Consider the following 19,826-nt stretch of genomic DNA (forward strand, 5'->3'; position numbering starts at 1 on the left):
CCGATGCTAACAATACAGGCTAAAGTTGAACCGCCAGGCTAGACTTTAGTTCCACAACACTAAACCTATAAGTTGGGGAAATATAATGTTCCAGCAAGAAGTTACCATTACCGCTCCGAACGGTCTGCATACTCGCCCTGCTGCTCAGTTTGTTAAAGAAGCAAAAGGCTTTACTTCTGATATTACTGTGACTTCCAACGGCAAAAGCGCTAGCGCCAAAAGCCTGTTTAAACTGCAGACTCTGGGCCTGACTCAGGGTACCGTTGTTACCCTGTCCGCAGAAGGTGAAGACGAGCAGAAAGCAGTTGAGCATCTGGTTAAACTGATGGCTGAACTCGAGTAAGTTCAACGAGTTCTTTTAAATATCAGTCACAAGTAAGGTAGGGTTATGATTTCAGGCATTTTAGCATCCCCGGGTATCGCTTTCGGTAAAGCATTGCTACTGAAAGAAGACGAAATCGTCATTGACCGGAAAAAAATTTCTGCCGACAAGGTTGATCAGGAAGTTGAACGTTTTCTGAGCGGTCGTGCCAAGGCATCTGCGCAACTGGAAGCGATCAAAACCAAAGCTGGTGAAACGTTCGGTGAAGAAAAAGAAGCCATCTTTGAAGGGCATATCATGCTGCTCGAAGATGAGGAGCTGGAGCAGGAAATCATAGCCCTGATTAAAGATAAGCACATGACGGCTGATGCAGCCGCGCATGAAGTTATCGAAGGTCAGGCCACAGCCCTGGAAGAGCTGGATGATGAATACCTGAAAGAACGTGCGGCTGACGTACGTGACATCGGTAAACGCCTGCTGCGTAACATCCTGGGTCTGGCAATTATCGACCTGAGCGCTATTCAGGAAGAAGTTATCCTGGTAGCCGCAGACCTGACCCCGTCAGAAACCGCACAGCTGAACCTGAACAAGGTGCTGGGTTTCATTACTGACGCGGGCGGACGTACCTCCCATACCTCTATCATGGCGCGTTCTCTGGAACTGCCTGCCATCGTCGGTACGGGTAGCGTCACCTCTCAGGTTAAAAACGACGACTATCTGATTCTGGATGCCGTAAACAATCAGGTTTACGTCAATCCGACCAACGACGTTATCGAGCAACTGCGTGCCGTTCAGGAGCAGGTTGCAACCGAGAAAGCGGAACTCGCTAAGCTGAAAGATCTGCCGGCTATCACGCTGGACGGACATCAGGTTGAAGTTTGCGCCAATATCGGTACCGTTCGTGACGTTGAAGGCGCTGAACGTAACGGCGCTGAAGGTGTGGGTCTGTACCGCACCGAATTCCTGTTCATGGACCGTGAATCGCTGCCAACTGAAGAAGAACAGTTTGCTGCGTATAAAGCCGTTGCTGAAGCCTGTGGCTCTCAGGCGGTCATCGTTCGCACCATGGACATCGGCGGCGATAAAGAACTGCCGTACATGAATTTCCCGAAAGAAGAGAACCCGTTCCTGGGCTGGCGTGCCGTGCGTATCGCCATGGATCGTAAAGAGATCCTGCGTGACCAGGTTCGCGCGATTCTGCGCGCCTCTGCTTTCGGTAAACTGCGCATTATGTTCCCAATGATCATCTCTGTTGAAGAAGTGCGTGCACTGCGCAAAGAGATTGAAATCTACAAACAGGAACTGCGCGACGAAGGTAAAGCATTTGACGAGAGCATTGAGATTGGCGTGATGGTGGAAACACCGGCTGCGGCAACAATTGCGCGTCATTTAGCCAAAGAAGTTGATTTCTTTAGTATCGGCACCAATGATTTAACGCAGTACACCCTGGCAGTTGACCGTGGTAATGATATGATTTCACACCTTTACCAACCGATGTCGCCATCTGTGCTGACGCTGATCAAGCAAGTTATTGATGCTTCTCATGCTGAAGGCAAATGGACTGGCATGTGTGGTGAGCTTGCAGGCGACGAACGTGCTACACTTCTGTTGCTGGGGATGGGTCTGGACGAATTCTCTATGAGCGCCATTTCTATCCCGCGCATTAAGAAGATTATCCGTAACACGAACTTCGAAGATGCGAAGGTGTTAGCAGAGCAGGCTCTTGCTCAACCGACAACGGACGAGTTAATGACGCTGGTTAACAAGTTCATTGAAGAAAAAACAATCTGCTAATCCACGAGATGCGGCCCAATTTACTGCTTAGGAGAAGATCATGGGTTTGTTCGATAAACTGAAATCTCTGGTTTCTGATGATAAGAAAGACACCGGAACTATTGAGATTGTTGCTCCGCTCTCTGGCGAGATCGTCAACATCGAAGACGTGCCGGATGTAGTTTTTGCTGAAAAAATCGTTGGTGATGGCATCGCTATCAAACCAACCGGTAACAAAATGGTTGCTCCTGTTGACGGCACCATCGGCAAAATCTTTGAAACCAACCACGCTTTCTCTATCGAATCCGACAGCGGCATTGAGCTGTTTGTTCACTTCGGTATTGATACCGTTGAACTGAAAGGCGAAGGCTTCAAACGCATCGCTGAAGAAGGTCAGCGCGTGAAAGTGGGCGACCCGGTTATTGAATTCGATCTGCCGCTGCTGGAAGAAAAAGCCAAGTCTACCCTGACTCCGGTTGTTATCTCCAACATGGACGAAATCAAAGAACTGATCAAACTGTCCGGTAGCGTGACCGTGGGTGAAACCCCGGTTATCCGCATCAAGAAGTAATTCTTGCGTAGGCCGGATAAGGCGTTTACGCCGCCATCCGGCAATCAGGCAGTACCTTGCCGGATGGCGCTACGCTTATCCGGCCTACAAAGAATCTCGTATCGTAGGCCGGATAAGCGTAGCGCCATCCGCAATTAAATGTGTGCAGTCACCGGGCGATAACACGCCTCGCGCATCAGGATCTTCATCCCTTCCGGCCCGCTTTCCAGCATCCGCCGCTCCGAGTCTGCCACTAGCAATTCACAGTCGTAGCCACCCGCAATACCAAACATGGCCCGCGCCACGCAGATATCTTCCAGTGCCGCTGTCCCGCAGGTATCAAAGTGTCCAACCATACGCCCATTCTGGCGAACTACCAGCCGGTAACTCTTCATCGCGCCTCCCCTGCCGGTGGCAGAATTAATTCATCACAACCGCACTGGTGCGTCCACGTCATCACGTCCAGCACCCGCTGTGCAGCATCGTGCGTCGCGGTCGTCAGCGCTTTCCCCATCACAAGGCCGCTCACCAGCTCGGCACAGAACAGATCGCCAGTCCCCTTCAGATCCGTTTTCACTCGCGGATGAGCTAACACCTCAACCATTTCAGCCGTCACCACCGCAACATGAATAATCTCTTCCGTATCCCCCGGCGCACTGGTGATCACCACCCATTTCAGGGTGTCGGTGAGCAGTGATTGTGCCGCCGTAATGGCTTCATCAAGCGTACGACACGGCTTTCCGCTCAGCATTTGCAGCTCGAACACATTTGGAGTCAGCCCCTGAGCCAGCGGTAGCAGGTGCTGACGATAAGCCTCCGGAATTTCGGCTTTAACATACATACCGCTATCCGTATCGCCAATCACGGGGTCGACCAAAATGCACAGGTCCGGATGCGTGGTCAGAACAGTTTTCAGCCACTGTGCCAGCAAGGCGATTTGTTCCGCGCTGCCCATGTACCCTGTCGTCACCGCCTTTAGCTCGCGCAAGGCATCACGCTCGTTTAAGGCGCGGAGATAACCGCTAAACCAGTCTGCTGGAATAACGCCGCCGTAGAAGGTTTCATAATGCGGGGTATTACTGAACAGCACCGTAGGTACTGCTGTCACGCGTAACCCCTGCGCTTTAATGGCCGGGACGGCGATGCTGTTACCTACGCTGCCATAAACCACCTGTGACTGAACGGCGACGATATCGGTCTGTAACGCCCGATGCGTGTCGTCGAAGAGCACTGACTGGATATCACTCTCCTGCTCCATAAATTTCTCCTCTCGCTGGACAGCGGGTCTACGCCTCACTATTATCGTCATATGCTAAAATTCATTTTGTCATAGGTCAATAATGATCGACGGAAAAACCGCTAACGAAATTTTTGACAGTATCCGTCAACATGTCACTACAGGCACGCTGGCAGTGGGAGAAACGTTACCGCCAGTGCGGGAACTGGCAACGGAATTAAACGTGAACCGCAATACTGTCGCGGCGGCTTACAAACGCCTGGTCTCCTCCGGGTTGGCACAGAGCCTGGGACGCAACGGTACGGTGATTAAGGGGATTACTGCCCCCGTAGCACTGGAAGGTGGTAATCCGGATACCCCGCTTATCGATCTTTCCGGCGGTAATCCAGCGCCCTCGCGACTTCCTGAGCTGAGTAATTATTTTGCGAAGATAAATAAGAGTCCGCGCTTGTACGGCGATGCCGCTGTGTCACCTGGACTTAAGGTGTGGGCATCACAATGGATGCAAAATGCAATCCCCGGCAAAGGGGAAATTGATATTACCAGCGGTGCCATTGATGCTATCGAACGGCTACTGTGCGCCCATTTGCTGCCTGGTGATAGCGTTGTCGTAGAAGATCCATGCTTTTTAAGCAGCATCAACATGCTGCGCTATGCCGGATTCTCAGCAAACCCGGCCAGCGTTGACCGCGAAGGCATGCTGCCGGACCAGCTGGAACTCGCGCTACAGAAAGGCGCGCGGGCAGTAATTCTGACACCGCGCGCGCATAACCCGACAGGATGCAGCCTGAGCGCCTCACGCGCGGCGCAATTGCAGGAAATTCTGGCCCGCTATCCGCAGACGCTGGTGATTGTCGACGACCACTTTGCGCTGCTATCTGCTTGCCACTGGTATCCGGTGATTGCGAAGGAAACCACGCACTGGGCGGTTGTCCGCTCGATGTCAAAAACGTTAGGACCAGATTTACGCCTGGCCATTGTGGCCAGCGATCCGCTCACTTCAGGGAAGCTACGTTTAAGGCTTAACTCCGGCAGTCAGTGGGTCAGCCATCTGCTGCAGGATTTGGCCTGCGCCTGCCTGAATGACGAGACTTACCAACACACGCTGGCGCAAACTCAGCAATTTTACGCCGCCCAGCAGCAAAAGTTGACGGCAGCTCTGCGGCGACATGGCATTGAGTTGCCCGTTGGTGACGGTCTGAATATGTGGCTACCGCTGGAAGATAACAGCCAGGCGATCGCTTTTGCGCTGGCAAAGTCCGGCTGGCTGGTACGCGAAGGCGAAGTGTTTGGCGTCAATACGCCAGCCCACGGCCTGCGCATTACGCTGTCAACATTATCAGACAGCGACATTGATAAGCTGGCGACTGATATCCATCAGGCGCTAAAGCGCTAACAGGAGAGAAAAAGTGCGAGTTCATTTTGTTATTCATGAGTCTTTTGAATCTGCTGGCGCGTATCTGCCGTGGGCTGAATCACGCGGCTATACCATCACCTGGTCGCACGTTTACGCCGGGGAAGCGGTCCCTGCGAACGCGGATGGCTTCGATATGTTGGTGGTGTTTGGCGGTCCGCAGTCACCACGAACCACGCTGGCAGAGTGTCCGTACTTTGATTCTCATGCCGAGCAGCATCTGATCAATCAGGCGATTGCGGCACGTAAAATTGTGGTGGGGATCTGCCTGGGTTCACAGTTAATCGGCGAAGCGCTGGGTGCGAAGGTGTGCCAGAGTCCGGAAAAAGAGATTGGTCACTACCCGATCACCCTGACCGAAGCAGGCCAACAGCATCCGTTGTTCAGCCATTTTGGTTCACCGCTTACCGTCGGTCACTGGCACAACGACATGCCTGGATTAACCGACCAGGCGACAATTCTCGCCACAAGCGAGGGCTGCCCGCGACAAATCGTACAATACGGTAATTTCGTCTATGGTTTTCAGTGCCATATGGAATTTACGGCTGATGCTATAGAAGGGCTTATTCAACACTCCGAACAAGAACTGGCGGAAGCTAAAGGCAAGCGCTTCATCCGCTCCGTTGAAGAGATGCGCGCATGGGATTATCAGCAGATGAATGAGAAGCTGTGGCAATTCCTTGATAAGCTTGTGGAAAAACGTAACGATTGATTGTGGCAGGCCGGATAAGACGCTTTGCGTCGTCATCCGGCGATCGTGTCGTACGTTTGCCTGATGCCACTATGCTTATCAGGCCTACAAACTAAATCCCTGATCCCTGGTTAAAGTGCTCTTCGCCAAACACGCCGGTTGAAAGGTAGCGATCGCCGCGATCGCAGATGATCGCCACCACCACCGCTCCCGGATTTTGTTCGGCCACGCGAATCGCTCCGGCTACTGCGCCGCCGGAACTGACGCCGCAGAACACACCCTCTTTCACCGCCAGCGCGCGCATGGTGTTTTCCGCATCGTTCTGATGAATATCCAATACCTCATCCACCAGCGAGGCGTTAAAAATGCCCGGCATATATTCCGCAGGCCAGCGGCGAATTCCCGGAATACTACTGCCCTCTTCCGGCTGCAGGCCAACGATGGTAACCGCTTTTTCTTGCTCACGCAGAAAACGCGACACACCGGTAATGGTGCCTGTTGTTCCCATACTGGAGACAAAGTGGGTAATACGACCTGACGTCTGCTGCCAGATTTCCGGTCCGGTGGTGGTGTAATGCGCGTACGGGTTATCCGGATTATTAAATTGGTCGAGAAGTTTACCTTCTCCGCGCTGCGCCATTTCAAGAGCTAAGTCACGCGCGCCTTCCATCCCCTGCTCTTTGGTCACCAGAACCAGTTCAGCCCCGTAAGCACGCATCGCCGCTCGGCGCTCCTGGCTCATGTTGTCTGGCATCAGCAGCTTCATGCGGTAGCCCTTCAGCGCGGCGATCATTGCCAGAGCAATTCCGGTATTACCGCTGGTAGCCTCGATCAGCACATCACCAGGCTTAATTTCTCCACGTTTTTCCGCTTCGACAATCATCGACAGCGCAGCCCGGTCTTTCACCGAACCCGCGGGATTATTCCCTTCCAGCTTGACCCAAATTTCACTGCCGTTATCCGGCGCCAGACGTTGTAGTTTCACCAGAGGCGTATTGCCAATTGTTTGTTCTAATGTGTTCACGTTTTGAGCTCGTAAAAAAGCCCGGGGGCGCAGCGCTTACCGGGCGATAAACATACTTTTTAACCTATCAGGCACTTTGCGCCAGAGCAAGTTCCTCTTCACGCGTTTCAATACGCTGGTCACCGTTATACAGACGCGCATTTTGCAGCCCGACAAACAGCCGCTCGCCGCGGCTCGGGGAATCATCGCCTTGCATGATGACCGTCAGCGGTTCGTTATACCACCCCAGCGGTTGCACAACTAATTGGGTGTAGTGTCCTTTCGGGCTGGCTTCCAGTACCTGTACCGGCAACGGCGAATCCAGGCTGGTACGACGGCTCACGTCCACTTCCCACGGACGCAGGAACAGATCAACCGGTCCCTGATAACCAGGCGTATAACCCAGTGGCCAGCGGTGTGCGCCCACGTGGAATTGGCCGCCGCGAATCGTCCCCTGCAGGCGGTTAACCTCCCCCATAAACTCCAGCACAAAACGGGTAGCCGGTTCGCGCCAGACTTGATCCGGTGCATCAGCCTGCTCGATATGACCCTGACTCATCACCACCACGCGATCGGCAACTTCCGTCGCTTCTTCCTGGTCGTGGGTAACAAACACGCTGGTGAACTTCAGCTCTTCATGCAGCTGACGCAGCCAACGACGCAGCTCTTTACGCACCTGCGCATCGAGCGCGCCAAACGGCTCATCGAGCAGCAGGATCTGCGGCTCTACCGCCAGCGCACGCGCCAACGCCACACGCTGCTTTTGCCCACCAGAAAGCTGCGCCGGGAAGCGGTCCGCCAGATGAGCCAATTGAACCATCTCCAGCAGTTTGGTGACTTTTGCTTTGATGGCCGCCGCATTTGGACGCTCACGCCGTGGCAGGACCGTCAGACCAAACGCGATATTGTCGAAAACGGTCATATGACGAAACAGCGCATAGTGCTGGAATACGAATCCCACTTTACGGTCGCGAGCATGCAAACGACTGACGTCGGTGCCGTGAAAACGGATATGCCCGCTGGACTGATGCTCCAACCCGGCAATAATGCGCAGCAGCGTGGTTTTGCCCGAGCCGGATGGCCCCAGCAGCGCGACCATCTGACCTGAAGGAATATCCAGCGAGATATCGTTCAGCACCTGGGTGCGACCAAAAGACTTCTTAATATTGGCAATCTCAATGCTCATGATTTTCCTCCTGCTGCGCGCGTTTCTCCTGGTTCTCCAGACGCCATTGCAACATGCTCTTCAAAAACAGGGTAATAATCGCCATCAGCGTTAATAGCGCCGCGGCGGTAAAAGAGCCGACCGTGTTGTAGTCCTGCTCCAGTAATTCAATTTGTAGCGGTAGCGATAGGGTTTCGCCGCGAATCGAGCCGGATACCACCGACACCGCGCCAAACTCGCCAATCGCACGGGCGTTGGTCAACACCACGCCGTACAGCAGCGCCCAACGAATATTCGGCAGCGTAACGCGGCGGAACATCTGCCAGCCGGACGCGCCCAGCAACACAGCCGCTTCATCTTCATTACTGCCCTGGCTTAACATCACCGGCACCAACTCGCGCACCACAAACGGACAGGTCACGAATACCGTCACCAGCACCATCCCCGGCCAGGCAAACATAATTTGCAGATTATGCTCATCCAGCCATCCACCCAGCGGACCGTTAGAGCCGTAAAACAGCAGATACACCAGGCCGGCAACCACCGGCGAGACGGCAAACGGAATATCCAGTAACGTCAGCAGAAGTTGGCGTCCTGGGAAGTTAAAACGGGTCACCAGCCAGGCCAGCAACACACCAAACACCAGGTTCACCGGCACCGCAATCAGCGCAATCAGCACCGTCAGCCAGATGGCATGCAGCATGTCCGGGTCTGCCAGGTTCTGTAATACCGGCATTAATCCCTTGCTGAACGCCTGCACGAAGATGTAAATCATCGGCACCAGCAAAATAAACGCGGAGACCAGCATGCCCGTGCCGATCAGAAACCATTTCCCCCAGTTGATGCGGGGTGCGCCATAGCGTTTCAATTGGGTAATGTCTGCCATCAGTGACCTACCACACGTCGACCAAAGCGACTTTGCAGGGTGTTAATTGAAAACAGCAGCAACAACGAAGCCCCGAGGATCACAGAAGCAATCGCGCTGGCGGCCGGGTAGTCAAACTCCTGCAAGCGAACAAAAATCATCAGCGAGGTTACTTCCGTTTTCCATGCTATGTTCCCAGCGATAAAGATAACCGCGCCAAACTCACCGAGGCTTCGGGTAAACGAAAGCGCAACGCCCGCCACCAGCGCGGGGGACAGCTCCGGCAGCACCACTTTACGGAAACTCTGCCAGCGCGTAGCACCGAGTGTTTCCGCCGCTTCTTCATATTCGGGACCTAATTCTTCCAGCACCGGCTGGACGGTACGCACCACAAATGGAATGCTGGTAAACGCCATCGCCACCGCGATACCAAGCCAGGTGTAGGTCACCTTGATATCCAGCTTCGCCAGCCACTCGCCGTAGAAGCCATTAACCGAAAACAGCGACGCCAGCGTCAGACCCGCCACCGCTGTAGGCAGCGCAAACGGCAGATCCATCAGTGCATCCAACAGCGTACGGCCCGGAAAGCGATAGCGGGTTAAGATCCACGCCATCAGCAAACCGAACACGCCGTTAAAAATCGACGCCACAAACGCCGACAGCAGCGTCACTTTATAAGCCGCCACCACCTGCGGATTGGTAATCACATCCCAGTATTGCGCCCAGCTCATTTGCGCCAGTTGCATCACCAGCGCGCTCAGCGGCAGCAGCAATATCAGGCAGACAAACAGTAAGCTTGTACCCAGGCTCAAAGTGAAGCCGGGCAGCACGCGTCGGGAAGAAACAGCAAACATTTACTTACGCCCCGCCGCCAGCAGTTTGTCCAGCTCTCCACCGCTGACAAAGTGTGTTTTCATCACTTCAGGCCACGAACCAAACTTATCTTCCACACGGAACAATTCGGTCTGCGGGAATTTATCTTGCTGTTTGTCCATCACCTGCGGGTTATTCACGCGGTAGTAGAAATCGGTAATAATGGTTTGCGCCTGCGGGCTGTACAGCCAGGTCAGGTACGCTTTAGCTGCTTTTTCAGTACCGTTGGCTTGCACATTTTTATCTACCCAGGCCACCGGGAATTCGGCGAGGATATTGGTTTTCGGGATAACCACTTCAAAACCCTGCGCTTCATACTGTTTACGAATGTTGTTCACTTCTGATTCGAAGCTGATCAGCACATCGCCCAGACCGCGCTCTGCAAAGGTGGTGGTAGCACCGCGACCGCCGGTATCAAACACTTCGACGTTTTTCAGAAACTGGGTCATAAACTGTTCGGTTTTGGTTTTATCACCACCGTCAGCTTTATCCGCAGCACCCCACGCCGCCAGATAGGTATAGCGCGCGTTACCGGAGGTTTTTGGGTTCGGGAAAATCAGTTTCACATCAGAACGCACAAGGTCATTCCAGTCATGAATGTTTTTCGGGTTCCCCTTACGCACCAGGAAACCCATGGTGGAATAGAACGGCGAGCTGTTATTCGGCAGGCGGCTTTGCCAGTCGGCGGGGATCAGTTTGCCTTTGTCATGCAGGATCTGCACGTCGGTGACCTGGTTATAGGTCACCACATCGGCTTTCAGCCCCTGCAGAATCGCCAGAGCCTGTTTTGATGACCCGGCATGAGATTGTTTAATCGTCAGTTTGTCACCGCCGTTATCCTTCGCCCATTGCTGTTCAAACGGTGGATTAAGGGCGGCAAAAAGCTCACGGGAAACATCGTATGAACTGTTCAGCAGTTCCGTTGCCTGCGCCTGCCCCACCAGCAACAGCATGGCTGCCAGCGTCAGTGTTCTTTTTTTCAGTAAGTTAACGGCCATTGCGCACCCTTATAAATTTAATGACTTTCTTATGGTCATCATATTTATAACCAGTGCTAAAGGAGTAACGGTTTTATATACCGTTTGATGATTTGAAAGTTGAAAAGAGAATAAGAGAATCCCTCCCCACACCGAGTGAGGAGGAGACCGGCATCAATCAGACGCCGACGCTAACGCTTTCAGGCAGGGTGCTACCGCCATCAATCACGTTTTGCGTGCCAGTTAAGTAACTGGACTCATCCGAGGCCAGGAACGCCGCCAGTTCACCGACCTCAAGCGGACAGGCCAGACGACGCATCGGGATCGCTTTCGCCATTTCGACTAAAACGGATTCAGGATCTTCCGGGTTAGATTGACGCGCAATGCTTTCCGCCATCGGCGTACGAACGTAGCCTGGGCAAATGGCATTAACGCGAATGCCTGACTGCGCATATTCTACCGCCAGGGATTTGGTCAAACCGATGATTGCGGCTTTCGACAGTGCGTAGGCCGTTTCGCCCGGGTCGGCAACCATATCGCCGGTCACTGATGACATCATCACGATGCGCCCGTCTTTGCGCGCAATCATCTCCGGCAGAACGGCTTTCGTCACATTCCAGACGCCTTTAATGTTGATATCAATGTGGAAATCGCGATCTTCATCGCTCATATCAAGGAAGTTGCCGAGGCGGCATACGCCGGCATTGTTCACCAGAATATCGATTTTGCCTTCAATCTGCTTCGCGCGCATCACCGCTTCCTTGACCGACGCAAAATCTCTGACGTCAGCGTGAACGGCTGTGCAACGGTGCCCTCGCCCAGCCAACTCATCCGCCAGTTTTTCAATCTCATCGGAGATATCCAGCAGAATTAAGTTCGCACCATGGCGGGCAAACGTTCTGGCGATACCCTCGCCAATACCCTGAGATGCGCCCGTAATCAATGCTGTTTTGCCCGTGAGTTTTCCCATTTCAATATTCTCCTTTTGAATATGAAGCCTTCGCTTCATTCACGCAGAAGATACAGCAATAACAAATTAGTGCTGAGGAATAGCTCACTAAATCAGGTTAATCTCAGGTAAAAAAAATCCCCGACGATGCGGGGATGTCTATTTCGTGGCCGATAACAGGATCAGCTCGCCATTACAGCGCCATTAAACGGTCCAGTGACGGTGCAAAGTAATAGCCGCCGGTTACCGGTTTGGTGAAGCGCAGCATTGCATCACGCTTACCGTCGGTGTCACCAAACATGCTCAGCAACTGTTGTTCAATGTTGTGCAGACGGGCGCAGTAGGCGCAGAAATAGAGACCATGCGTGCCGCTGGCAGTGCCGTATGGCAGGCTCTGGCGCACAATTTTCAGCCCTTTACCGTCTTCTTTGAGGTCAACACGGCTCAGGTGAGAGGTGACCGGACGGTCATCACCGTCGATCTCTTCGTTGGCTTCCTTGGTGCGACCAATCATCATTTCCTGGTCATGGATGCTCATGCGATTAAGCTGCTTCAGGTTATGTTCCCAACGCTGCACAAACACATAGCTGCCACCGGCATCCACACCATCTTTGATAACGGCGACTTCACGGCGCGTTTCTTCGCCTGCCGGGTTTTCCGTACCGTCAACAAAGCCGCTGAGATCGCGCTCTTCGACCCAACGGAAACCGTGGATTTCTTCTTTGACTTCAATACAGTCGCCAAATGCTTCCATTGCCGCCTGCGCAACGGAGAAATTCACGTCATGACGCAAAGAGAGAATATGGATCAACACGTCATATTGGGTTGCAGGTGCCAGACCTTTACCGTAAGGGATAAAGTCTTTTAACTCTTCAGCACCGACGCCGCCGCTCAATGCACGCCAGGTGTTGTTGCCAAAAGCGACAACCGCGCCCAGATGCGCATCCGGGAACTTAGCTTCAAAGGTCGCCAGCTTATCGGCGAAGGTTTTGCTGGCCGCACGCAGGGCCTCAACGTCGCCTTTAACATTGGCTTCAATCCAAATCGCCGCACGGCAATGTTCTGGCAAAATGCCACTCTGAACCTGAGACATTGTTCCTCCTGAAAAAAAGATGCCACGACATCGTGGCATTGATTGGCGCTATTCTACCTGTTTTTTTAACAAGCCGATTTGTTCAGACGCAAATTAACGCCGCCAGATAATTTTGCTTACTTTCCACGCTTTCAGCGTGTCGTCAGACGGCATTATATCCTCAGGCCCGCTCCATTCACCGGAAAAAACATAGCTAATATGTTGACTTCCTTCAGCTTTACACTCAACGCCCGCGCTGTCATCGCCGGTTGCCTTTTGGCAATTACCGAAAGCTTTAGTGTAAAGGTCGCTAAACGGTGTACCGATTTCGACACCCGCGACTGACGAAATATCGTGGTCTAACACATCAATACGACTAATGGTTCCCTGGCTGCCATTGATGACTATCGCCAGCTTGTCGTCTTTCATCGCTTCATAGAAGCGCACCACATTTCCGTTATCAGTCTTCATCCCGCTACGCAGGCGGTAATCACCGTCCAGCGCATCAGCAATGGCTTTTTCATCCAGCGGTGTCGCGCCCGTTAACGCTCCGACGCCCTGCTCTGTGACCTGCGTTGAAGAACCAAACCAGTTCCACGGATTAGCGGCAGACCAGTTCACCGAGGACAACGTTGAACATCCGGCCAGTAGCAGCGGCATCGCGCATAAAGTCAAACGCAGTGATTTCATTTCACTTCCTTCCTTATTTATCAACGTTGCTTGGAGTCCGGTTTCCCCAAAAAGTGCCGTTATTCTTTCTCAAGGGAAAAACAGGCGCGCAGACGTTGATTGGTTAACAGCCAGATCAGTGCGACGATATCCGCCACCAGCAGCGCCAGCCCGACACCGTTGAGCGGATCGCCTGCCAGCCACATCACCGGCTGCCAGCACAGCAGCACCAGTTGAGCGAGAATCAATAATCCGCGCAGCCAGCGCCAGATTCCCGGAAACGCAAAGCGTCGCCCGCTGAGTAAAAACGCCAACACGGCGGGAACGCCGGGGAGCAAACCCAGCCAGAATGCGTCATGATCGGGATAAAACAGATTCAGCAACGTGTTGCCCTGCTCACGGGAAGAACCGGCAATCACAAACAAAACCCAGGTGCGTGCCTGTAACAACAGCACGCACCAGAAGAGAAAAGGCAGGCGCAGACGCCCATGACCGTCATAGTCGGCCGGATGAAACTCAGTACTCTTCATCTTCAATCAAACGTTTGCCCAGATTGAGTACATCCGCATGTTCATAGCCCAGACGTTCATACATGCCCTGTACGACGTCGTTATCGTCACGCACCATGATTTGAATCTTCGGGCAACCGCGGGCAATGAGCTTTTTCTCCAACCGGTTGAGTAGCGCATTGGCGATACCGCGACCGCGAAACTCAGGATGCACGCCCAGGTAATAGGCGGAACCGCGATGCCCGTCGTATCCGCCCATCACCGTACCGACCACCTCACCGTTCACTTCAGCGACGAGGAACAAGCTGACGTCATGATTGACTTTACGTTCGATGTCCATTTCAGGGTCGTTCCATGGACGCAGCAAATCACAACGCTCCCAGAGGGTGATCACCTCTTCGAAATCTTCCTGGCGAAAAACGCGTATTTCCATGGTATTGGTTACCTTTTCAGGACGTTAAAAAGCGATTATGGCGCGAACGGCTGATTTAGCCAATATCTGACGCGAAGCGGCGGAAAAAATGGCATAATACGGAATTGTCACGTATTGAAATGAAAAGTAAAACAATTCTTATCTCGATCCGTCGCAACGGACTACGCGATACGATATAACGTTTAGAACCTTTTTTTTACAACTCAGGCCGTATGAGCACTTTTAAACCACTAAAAACACTCACATCGCGCCGCCAGGTGCTGAAAGCCGGGCTGGCCGCCCTGACGCTGTCAGGCATGTCGCAAGCCATCGCTAAAGAAGAAGCGCTAAAGACCAGTAATGGACACAGCAAACCGAAAGCGAAAAAATCAGGCGCTAAGCGTGTTGTTGTTCTTGATCCGGGGCACGGCGGGATTGATACCGGCGCAATTGGTCGCAACGGATCGAAAGAAAAGCACGTGGTGCTGGCGATTGCCAAAAACGTGCGCTCAATCCTACGCAACCAGGGGATTGATGCACGCCTGACCCGCTCCGGCGATACGTTTATTCCGCTCTACGATCGCGTCGAGATCGCCCACAAACATGGCGCCGATCTTTTTATGTCGATCCACGCCGACGGTTTTACCAATCCGAGCGCTGCGGGTGCTTCTGTCTTTGCCTTATCCAATCGCGGTGCCAGTAGCGCCATGGCGAAATATTTGTCCGATCGTGAAAACCGGGCCGATGAAGTCGCCGGGAAGAAGGCCACCGACAAAGATCATTTGTTGCAGCAGGTGCTGTTCGATCTGGTGCAAACTGACACCATAAAAAACAGCCTGACGTTAGGCTCGCATATTCTTAAGAAGATCAAGCCGGTACACCGTCTGCACAGTCGCAGCACGGAACAAGCCGCCTTTGTGGTGCTAAAATCACCTTCGATTCCGTCGGTCCTGGTCGAAACCTCGTTCATCACCAACCCGGAAGAAGAACGATTACTGGGGACGGCTGCGTTTCGTCAGAAAATCGCCACCGCTATCGCCAATGGCATCATCAGCTATTTCCACTGGTTTGATAACCAGAAAGCACACTCGAAGAAACGTTAACCATGAAGCCCGATGTACAACGCGTAAAACAGTTCCTGCTCAACCTGCAGGATGAGATTTGTCAGCAGTTATCCACCATAGACGGCACCGAATTTGTTGAGGATAACTGGCAACGCGAAGCGGGCGGCGGCGGGCGCAGTCGAGTGTTGCGTAACGGCGGTATTTTCGAGCAAGCAGGCGTCAACTTCTCTCATGTCCATGGCGATGCAATGCCGGCCTCGGCTACTGCACATCGCCCGGAGCTTGCCGGGCGTAGCTTTGAAGCGATGGGCGTCTCGTTGGTGGTGCATCCGCAGAATCCTTACATTCCGACCAGCCATGCCAACATACGTTTTTTTATCGCGGAGAAACCGGGCGCCGACCCGGTGTGGTGGTTTGGCGGCGGCTTTGACTTAACACCCTACTACGGCTTTGATGAGGATGCAGTTCACTGGCACCGCACGGCGCGGGATCTATGCCAGCCGTTCGGCGAAGATGTTTATCCCCGTTACAAAAAGTGGTGCGATGACTACTTCTTCCTCAAGCACCGCAACGAGCAGCGCGGCATTGGCGGGCTGTTCTTCGATGATTTGAATACGCCAGATTTCGAGCACTGCTTCGCCTTTATGCAGGCTGTTGGAAAGGGTTATACCGAGGCATATTTGCCCATCGTTGAGCGCCGCAAAGCAATGAGCTGGGGCGAGCGTGAACGCAATTTTCAGCTTTATCGTCGCGGACGCTATGTGGAATTTAACCTGGTATGGGATCGCGGCACATTATTCGGTTTGCAAACCGGCGGGCGCACGGAATCGATTCTGATGTCGATGCCGCCGCTGGTACGCTGGGAGTATGACTGGCAGCCAGAAGCGAACAGCCCGGAAGCCGCCCTTAGCGAGTTTATTCAGGTCCGCGACTGGGTGTAATGGCCTGATAGCGACACAATTCGTAGGCCGGATAAGACGCAAGGCGTCGCCATCCGGCAGCGCAGCAAGCACAATTGCCTGATGGCGGCTAACGCCTTATCAGGCCTACTCAAGCTATACCATCACGCCCACTGGCGCATACGCTGATGCAGCGTCAACGACGGTTTCTCCGCAAACAGTTGCTGGTAGTCGGTAGCAAACTGCCCTAAATGCCAGAATCCCCACTGCATGGCGGCGTCTTTCACCGTCGCACTCTGCGACCACGGGCTTATCAACTCACGGCGCACGGCGTTCAGGCGAATACGTTTCAACCAGGCATTGGGGCCAATACCGAGGATCGCGTGAAAGGCGTTTTGCAACGTCCGGCGGCTAACGTGCAGTTGATTGCATAAGTCGAGCACAGTCAGCGGCTCTGACATATTTTCCAGCACATATTCGCGCGCACGCGACAGCAAGCGACGATAGCTCTGATGGCTGATGCTCTCCGCAGTCATAATCGGCTGCGCTTCTTCCAGCATAGTCCCCATCGCCAGCAGCAGGTTATCGCCCAACACTTTGCGTACCGCAGGTTGGCGAAGGTTTTCCGGGTTTTCGCTAAACGTCGCCAGCGCCTGCTGCACAAAGCCCCATAGCGCGGCTTTGTGTTGTTCTTTCACTTCCAGCGCCGACTGGTTGCGCAGCATATGCAACACCCTTTCCGGGTTATGCAGGAAGTTGGCCTGACGAGCAATGGCCTCTTCAGAAATGACGACACCCAGAATGGTGTAGTCATCCGGCGTACTTAGTTCAAACTCCGTCCCGCCTGGGCGGGTGGCAATTTCAGCGTTACCCAAACACTGAGTACCAATAAATCCCTGCTCGCCGCGCGTGGCCGGAATGCCAAACCAAAATGAGTTTGGCCAGACAAGGCATGACTGACGCAGCGCCAGTCCGGTGTATTCACGGAACACCTGAATATCATCGAGCAGGATTTCCGTGAACTCGCCATGAAATTTTCCCGGATGCAGCTGGTCGTAGATCTGCTGCCAGGCTGTAATCGTCAGCGCGTGCTCATACACATCCGTTGTTCGCCGTTGATGAACGTTGTCCACTTCCACTTTCGGCGTCAATTTAACGTCTTCGGGTAATACTTCATGATAAAGATGGTGCAAGTTTGCAGTACGGTTCTTTTTCATGATCTTTTAAGCCGGAAGCTTCAACGAAGCCCCCGGCCCTCCGACAGGTTAATTTTTTAAGCGATAGCGACTACTGCGTTTACGCAACGCTCCGTCAGAAAAGAGCTGTTCCAGCGCATTTCTGGCTTCATCAAGTGACCAGCCAAAGTGGGCAGCCACTTCCCCTGCCGTCATTCCTTGACGGACCGATGTTAACAGCGCCAGCAATTCATCAGAGGATTCAGATGACACAGGTGCTTCCTGTGTCTTCTTTGGGGCCACATCTGACTTCACTTCAGGCTTCTGCTCTGGTTTCTTCGGTTCTGGTTTCTTCGGCTGGCGTTTAAAACCGCCGATCAGCCACTGGGTGTCATCGTCCGGCCGGCCTATTTCCTTACGGCTGATAACACGGCCTGTACGCGCTGCAGCTGCACTGCCAGCATCCAGCGCTGCTCGGCATGCCGCCAGATCGCCTTCCACCACCAGCGTCAGCCGACCAGGATCGAGCACTTCGTGGCTAAGCAGGCGCACATTCGCGGCTTTCAGCATGGCATCGGCCGCGTCCACGGCAGCCACCATGCCATCCACTTCCAGTAATCCCAGTGCATTGATCATCACTACCTCTCTTACGCGCGCTGGATTGGATTACGGGCAATATCCAGAACGGCATCGGCAAAGGCGTTACATGCGGCTTTACAAGCGGCCTGGCTACCGGTCAAAAACGCTGCTGAATAGTTGGTTTCTGACGGCGGTGGTACATAGGTTACCAGTTGTACATCGGCAGATTTCAGCGCGGCATCAATACCAAATGTCGCTTCCAGCGGCGGTGCTACCAGATACGCCATCGGATCGCCCAGTCGGCATCCCGCGGTCGCGGAAAGATACGAACCGGTACGCGAAACCACATGCGCCAGGAAGGCGGTATCTTCTGCGTCATTCGCCCACTGGAATGCCGCACCGCTTTCAATATTGGCCACCATCGCGTCCAGACCCGCGCGAACTTCGGCCGGGTTTGGTCCACCGAGCATAATCAGCACTTCGCCCGAGGTTGGAGAGGGACTGTGCGCCGCACCGGCATACAGCGAGCGGCCATAAACCACTTCCACCATCGCCTGTTTTGTCGCTTCATCTGCGGCAATATACGCCACGTCATCAGAGTCTGCTGTGATGAGTCCGAGGCTACGTATATGTGGCGGTAATTTAAGTTCGCGGGCAAAACCGTCATTTACCGAGGCAATCACACGCATCGCGGTGACTGAAGGTCTAATCAAATCTAATGCTGGCATGATGCCTCCTTAACGGGTCATATTGATGCCGGATGCTTTTTGCTCCAGCATGCGCTTGGCCAAATCCACAATCACCGCCGCCGCTTCAACCGGTGGCGTACCGCCCTGGTGAATGTTCGAGATGCAGGTACGGTCAGCCTCAACGGTGGTTGCCACACGCGGCGAATAGACGGCGTAGCAAGAAAGACTTTCCGACTGGCCGAGGCCCGGACGCTCACCAACCAGCAAGATCACCGCTTTTGCACCCAGCAGTTCGCCGATCTGATCTTCAATTTTCACGCGCCCATAGCGAACAAAGAACGGCGTCCCGACCTTCAATCCGGCCTGTTTTAAGCCCGACAACAACGGCGGCAGGATCTCTTCGTAGTTGGCGGTGATGGCGTCAGTAGACAGACCATCAGAAATAATCACCTGCACATCCGGATTCATTACACACTGTGATTTCAGTGCTTCAATGGCTTCCGCACTCAGACGACGTCCCATGTCCGGGCGCGTCAGATACAGGTTTTTGTCGCTGATTTCCGAGCGCACTTCCAGCAAGCCTTGCGCTTTCACCCACTCTTCCGGGACTTCTTTCAACACTGTGTCTTTTGAACGCGAGTGGTCGGCCAGGAAGCGCAGCAGTGCCTGAGTGCGCGGACGCGGACCGGCACGACCGGTACATACACGCGCGGCGGTGCTGCGGCGCAGTTCGGTCAGCACTTCTGCACGGTGCGGGTTCTCAACGCCAATCCACGCTTTCGCTTCAGCTGAACCTAAGTCCATCGCACAGCTTTCACCGGTCGGCGCGGCGCACTGCGTAGTGCTGCATTTCACTTCCGCTGATGGCGCTTGAACCTGCGGCTCTCCCATTGACGCCATTACGCTGCGTACAATTTCTTCAATCTGTTTTTGATCCAT

The 19,826-nt window shown here is 53.6% G+C and carries 23 protein-coding genes; 7 read left to right on the forward strand and 16 right to left on the reverse strand.

Annotated elements, in window-relative coordinates:
• Positions 1-85: 85 nt before the first annotated feature.
• Genes ptsH through crr form a run of 3 tightly spaced genes read left to right on the forward strand, consistent with a single transcriptional unit; the run spans position 86 to position 2,666 of the window.
• Entirely contained in the window at positions 86-343 is a 258-nt protein-coding gene (ptsH, locus tag OGV89_RS09705; protein WP_003038086.1) for a phosphocarrier protein Hpr, read from the forward strand.
• 45 nt (positions 344-388) lie between these two features.
• A complete protein-coding gene (gene ptsI / locus OGV89_RS09710; protein WP_003038080.1) occupies positions 389-2,116 on the forward strand; it encodes a phosphoenolpyruvate-protein phosphotransferase PtsI in 1,728 nt (575 codons plus the stop codon).
• Between the two features lie 40 nt (positions 2,117-2,156).
• Positions 2,157-2,666: a PTS glucose transporter subunit IIA gene (crr, locus tag OGV89_RS09715; protein WP_000522253.1), complete on the forward strand. Its 510-nt coding sequence runs from the start codon at positions 2,157-2,159 to the stop codon at positions 2,664-2,666.
• A 134-nt stretch (positions 2,667-2,800) separates the two neighbouring features.
• Here the strand turns inward: crr and OGV89_RS09720 are convergent, their stop codons facing one another.
• Both OGV89_RS09720 and pdxK read right to left on the reverse strand, forming a co-directional pair.
• A complete protein-coding gene (locus tag OGV89_RS09720) occupies positions 2,801-3,040 on the reverse strand; it encodes a hypothetical protein (protein ID WP_003038077.1) in 240 nt (79 codons plus the stop codon).
• Positions 3,037-3,903: a pyridoxine/pyridoxal/pyridoxamine kinase gene (gene pdxK / locus OGV89_RS09725; RefSeq protein ID WP_048998882.1), complete on the reverse strand. Its 867-nt coding sequence runs from the start codon at positions 3,901-3,903 to the stop codon at positions 3,037-3,039. Before pdxK ends, OGV89_RS09720 begins: the two co-directional genes overlap by 4 nt.
• Before the next feature lie 82 nt (positions 3,904-3,985).
• On the opposite strand from pdxK, the gene ptsJ reads away from it, so the two are divergent.
• Entirely contained in the window at positions 3,986-5,278 is a 1,293-nt protein-coding gene (gene ptsJ / locus OGV89_RS09730; protein ID WP_003038074.1) for a MocR-like B6 salvage transcription factor PtsJ, read from the forward strand.
• 13 nt (positions 5,279-5,291) lie between these two features.
• On the forward strand, positions 5,292-6,008 hold the full coding sequence (locus OGV89_RS09735) for a type 1 glutamine amidotransferase (RefSeq protein WP_003038070.1): 717 nt from the start codon (positions 5,292-5,294) through the stop codon (positions 6,006-6,008).
• A 91-nt stretch (positions 6,009-6,099) separates the two neighbouring features.
• Here the strand turns inward: OGV89_RS09735 and cysM are convergent, their stop codons facing one another.
• From cysM to OGV89_RS09785, 10 genes are all read right to left on the reverse strand, one after another.
• Positions 6,100-7,011: a cysteine synthase CysM gene (gene cysM / locus OGV89_RS09740; RefSeq protein ID WP_003838552.1), complete on the reverse strand. Its 912-nt coding sequence runs from the start codon at positions 7,009-7,011 to the stop codon at positions 6,100-6,102.
• A 67-nt stretch (positions 7,012-7,078) separates the two neighbouring features.
• Positions 7,079-8,176 carry a sulfate/thiosulfate ABC transporter ATP-binding protein CysA gene (cysA, locus tag OGV89_RS09745; protein WP_003038066.1) on the reverse strand — a complete coding sequence of 366 codons (1,098 nt, stop codon included), beginning with the start codon at positions 8,174-8,176 and terminating at the stop codon, positions 7,079-7,081.
• Positions 8,166-9,041 carry a sulfate/thiosulfate ABC transporter permease CysW gene (cysW, locus tag OGV89_RS09750; protein ID WP_003038064.1) on the reverse strand — a complete coding sequence of 292 codons (876 nt, stop codon included), beginning with the start codon at positions 9,039-9,041 and terminating at the stop codon, positions 8,166-8,168. The genes cysA and cysW overlap by 11 nt, the downstream gene beginning before the upstream one ends.
• Complete coding sequence (gene cysT, locus OGV89_RS09755) at positions 9,041-9,874, reverse strand: sulfate/thiosulfate ABC transporter permease CysT (protein ID WP_003038061.1); 834 nt, start codon at positions 9,872-9,874, stop codon at positions 9,041-9,043. The genes cysW and cysT overlap by 1 nt, the downstream gene beginning before the upstream one ends.
• Entirely contained in the window at positions 9,875-10,891 is a 1,017-nt protein-coding gene (gene cysP / locus OGV89_RS09760; RefSeq protein ID WP_003038059.1) for a thiosulfate/sulfate ABC transporter substrate-binding protein CysP, read from the reverse strand.
• Between the two features lie 157 nt (positions 10,892-11,048).
• Positions 11,049-11,840, reverse strand: coding sequence for an SDR family oxidoreductase UcpA (gene ucpA, locus OGV89_RS09765; protein ID WP_003038057.1), 792 nt, complete (start codon positions 11,838-11,840; stop codon positions 11,049-11,051).
• 172 nt (positions 11,841-12,012) lie between these two features.
• Positions 12,013-12,912, reverse strand: coding sequence for a porphyrinogen peroxidase (gene yfeX, locus OGV89_RS09770; protein ID WP_003838547.1), 900 nt, complete (start codon positions 12,910-12,912; stop codon positions 12,013-12,015).
• 93 nt (positions 12,913-13,005) lie between these two features.
• Entirely contained in the window at positions 13,006-13,581 is a 576-nt protein-coding gene (locus OGV89_RS09775; protein WP_046670129.1) for an RpoE-regulated lipoprotein, read from the reverse strand.
• Between the two features lie 59 nt (positions 13,582-13,640).
• Entirely contained in the window at positions 13,641-14,090 is a 450-nt protein-coding gene (locus tag OGV89_RS09780) for a DUF2919 domain-containing protein (RefSeq protein WP_003847269.1), read from the reverse strand.
• Positions 14,077-14,502: a GNAT family acetyltransferase gene (locus tag OGV89_RS09785; protein WP_003038048.1), complete on the reverse strand. Its 426-nt coding sequence runs from the start codon at positions 14,500-14,502 to the stop codon at positions 14,077-14,079. The genes OGV89_RS09780 and OGV89_RS09785 overlap by 14 nt, the downstream gene beginning before the upstream one ends.
• 212 nt (positions 14,503-14,714) lie before the next feature.
• Here OGV89_RS09785 and amiA point away from each other — a divergent pair, with 212 nt between their 5' ends.
• Both amiA and hemF read left to right on the forward strand, forming a co-directional pair.
• Positions 14,715-15,584 (forward strand): N-acetylmuramoyl-L-alanine amidase AmiA, encoded by an 870-nt coding sequence (gene amiA, locus OGV89_RS09790; protein ID WP_003038046.1) that lies wholly within the window; start codon positions 14,715-14,717, stop codon positions 15,582-15,584.
• Positions 15,585-15,586: 2 nt separating this feature from the next.
• Positions 15,587-16,486, forward strand: coding sequence for an oxygen-dependent coproporphyrinogen oxidase (gene hemF, locus OGV89_RS09795; protein ID WP_162648092.1), 900 nt, complete (start codon positions 15,587-15,589; stop codon positions 16,484-16,486).
• Between the two features lie 122 nt (positions 16,487-16,608).
• Here the strand turns inward: hemF and eutR are convergent, their stop codons facing one another.
• Genes eutR through eutC form a run of 4 tightly spaced genes read right to left on the reverse strand, consistent with a single transcriptional unit; the run spans position 16,609 to position 19,826 of the window.
• Entirely contained in the window at positions 16,609-17,661 is a 1,053-nt protein-coding gene (gene eutR / locus OGV89_RS09800; protein WP_003038041.1) for an HTH-type transcriptional regulator EutR, read from the reverse strand.
• Positions 17,662-17,709: 48 nt separating this feature from the next.
• The gene (gene eutK, locus OGV89_RS09805) at positions 17,710-18,255 is read right to left on the reverse strand and encodes an ethanolamine utilization microcompartment protein EutK (protein ID WP_046670132.1); all 546 of its coding nucleotides are present in this window, start codon (positions 18,253-18,255) and stop codon (positions 17,710-17,712) included.
• An 11-nt stretch (positions 18,256-18,266) separates the two neighbouring features.
• Positions 18,267-18,926: an ethanolamine utilization microcompartment protein EutL gene (gene eutL / locus OGV89_RS09810; RefSeq protein WP_003838537.1), complete on the reverse strand. Its 660-nt coding sequence runs from the start codon at positions 18,924-18,926 to the stop codon at positions 18,267-18,269.
• A 9-nt stretch (positions 18,927-18,935) separates the two neighbouring features.
• On the reverse strand, positions 18,936-19,826 hold the full coding sequence (gene eutC, locus OGV89_RS09815) for an ethanolamine ammonia-lyase subunit EutC (protein WP_003038033.1): 891 nt from the start codon (positions 19,824-19,826) through the stop codon (positions 18,936-18,938).

This window comes from Citrobacter sp. Cf125, from assembly GCF_030333935.1.
Classification (GTDB): domain Bacteria; phylum Pseudomonadota; class Gammaproteobacteria; order Enterobacterales; family Enterobacteriaceae; genus Citrobacter; species Citrobacter freundii.

Coding starts and splice junctions, on each gene's coding strand:
- ptsH (WP_003038086.1), top strand. CDS start 86: ATGTTCCAGCAAGAAGTTACCATTACCGCTCCGAACGGTCTGCATACT.
- ptsI (WP_003038080.1), top strand. CDS start 389: ATGATTTCAGGCATTTTAGCATCCCCGGGTATCGCTTTCGGTAAAGCA.
- crr (WP_000522253.1), top strand. CDS start 2,157: ATGGGTTTGTTCGATAAACTGAAATCTCTGGTTTCTGATGATAAGAAA.
- OGV89_RS09720 (WP_003038077.1), bottom strand. CDS start 3,040: ATGAAGAGTTACCGGCTGGTAGTTCGCCAGAATGGGCGTATGGTTGGA.
- pdxK (WP_048998882.1), bottom strand. CDS start 3,903: ATGGAGCAGGAGAGTGATATCCAGTCAGTGCTCTTCGACGACACGCAT.
- ptsJ (WP_003038074.1), top strand. CDS start 3,986: ATGATCGACGGAAAAACCGCTAACGAAATTTTTGACAGTATCCGTCAA.
- cysA (WP_003038066.1), bottom strand. CDS start 8,176: ATGAGCATTGAGATTGCCAATATTAAGAAGTCTTTTGGTCGCACCCAG.
- cysW (WP_003038064.1), bottom strand. CDS start 9,041: ATGGCAGACATTACCCAATTGAAACGCTATGGCGCACCCCGCATCAAC.
- cysT (WP_003038061.1), bottom strand. CDS start 9,874: ATGTTTGCTGTTTCTTCCCGACGCGTGCTGCCCGGCTTCACTTTGAGC.
- cysP (WP_003038059.1), bottom strand. CDS start 10,891: ATGGCCGTTAACTTACTGAAAAAAAGAACACTGACGCTGGCAGCCATG.
- ucpA (WP_003038057.1), bottom strand. CDS start 11,840: ATGGGAAAACTCACGGGCAAAACAGCATTGATTACGGGCGCATCTCAG.
- yfeX (WP_003838547.1), bottom strand. CDS start 12,912: ATGTCTCAGGTTCAGAGTGGCATTTTGCCAGAACATTGCCGTGCGGCG.
- OGV89_RS09775 (WP_046670129.1), bottom strand. CDS start 13,581: ATGAAATCACTGCGTTTGACTTTATGCGCGATGCCGCTGCTACTGGCC.
- OGV89_RS09780 (WP_003847269.1), bottom strand. CDS start 14,090: ATGAAGAGTACTGAGTTTCATCCGGCCGACTATGACGGTCATGGGCGT.
- OGV89_RS09785 (WP_003038048.1), bottom strand. CDS start 14,502: ATGGAAATACGCGTTTTTCGCCAGGAAGATTTCGAAGAGGTGATCACC.
- amiA (WP_003038046.1), top strand. CDS start 14,715: ATGAGCACTTTTAAACCACTAAAAACACTCACATCGCGCCGCCAGGTG.
- hemF (WP_162648092.1), top strand. CDS start 15,587: ATGAAGCCCGATGTACAACGCGTAAAACAGTTCCTGCTCAACCTGCAG.
- eutR (WP_003038041.1), bottom strand. CDS start 17,661: ATGAAAAAGAACCGTACTGCAAACTTGCACCATCTTTATCATGAAGTA.
- eutK (WP_046670132.1), bottom strand. CDS start 18,255: ATGATCAATGCACTGGGATTACTGGAAGTGGATGGCATGGTGGCTGCC.
- eutL (WP_003838537.1), bottom strand. CDS start 18,926: ATGCCAGCATTAGATTTGATTAGACCTTCAGTCACCGCGATGCGTGTG.
- eutC (WP_003038033.1), bottom strand. CDS start 19,826: ATGGATCAAAAACAGATTGAAGAAATTGTACGCAGCGTAATGGCGTCA.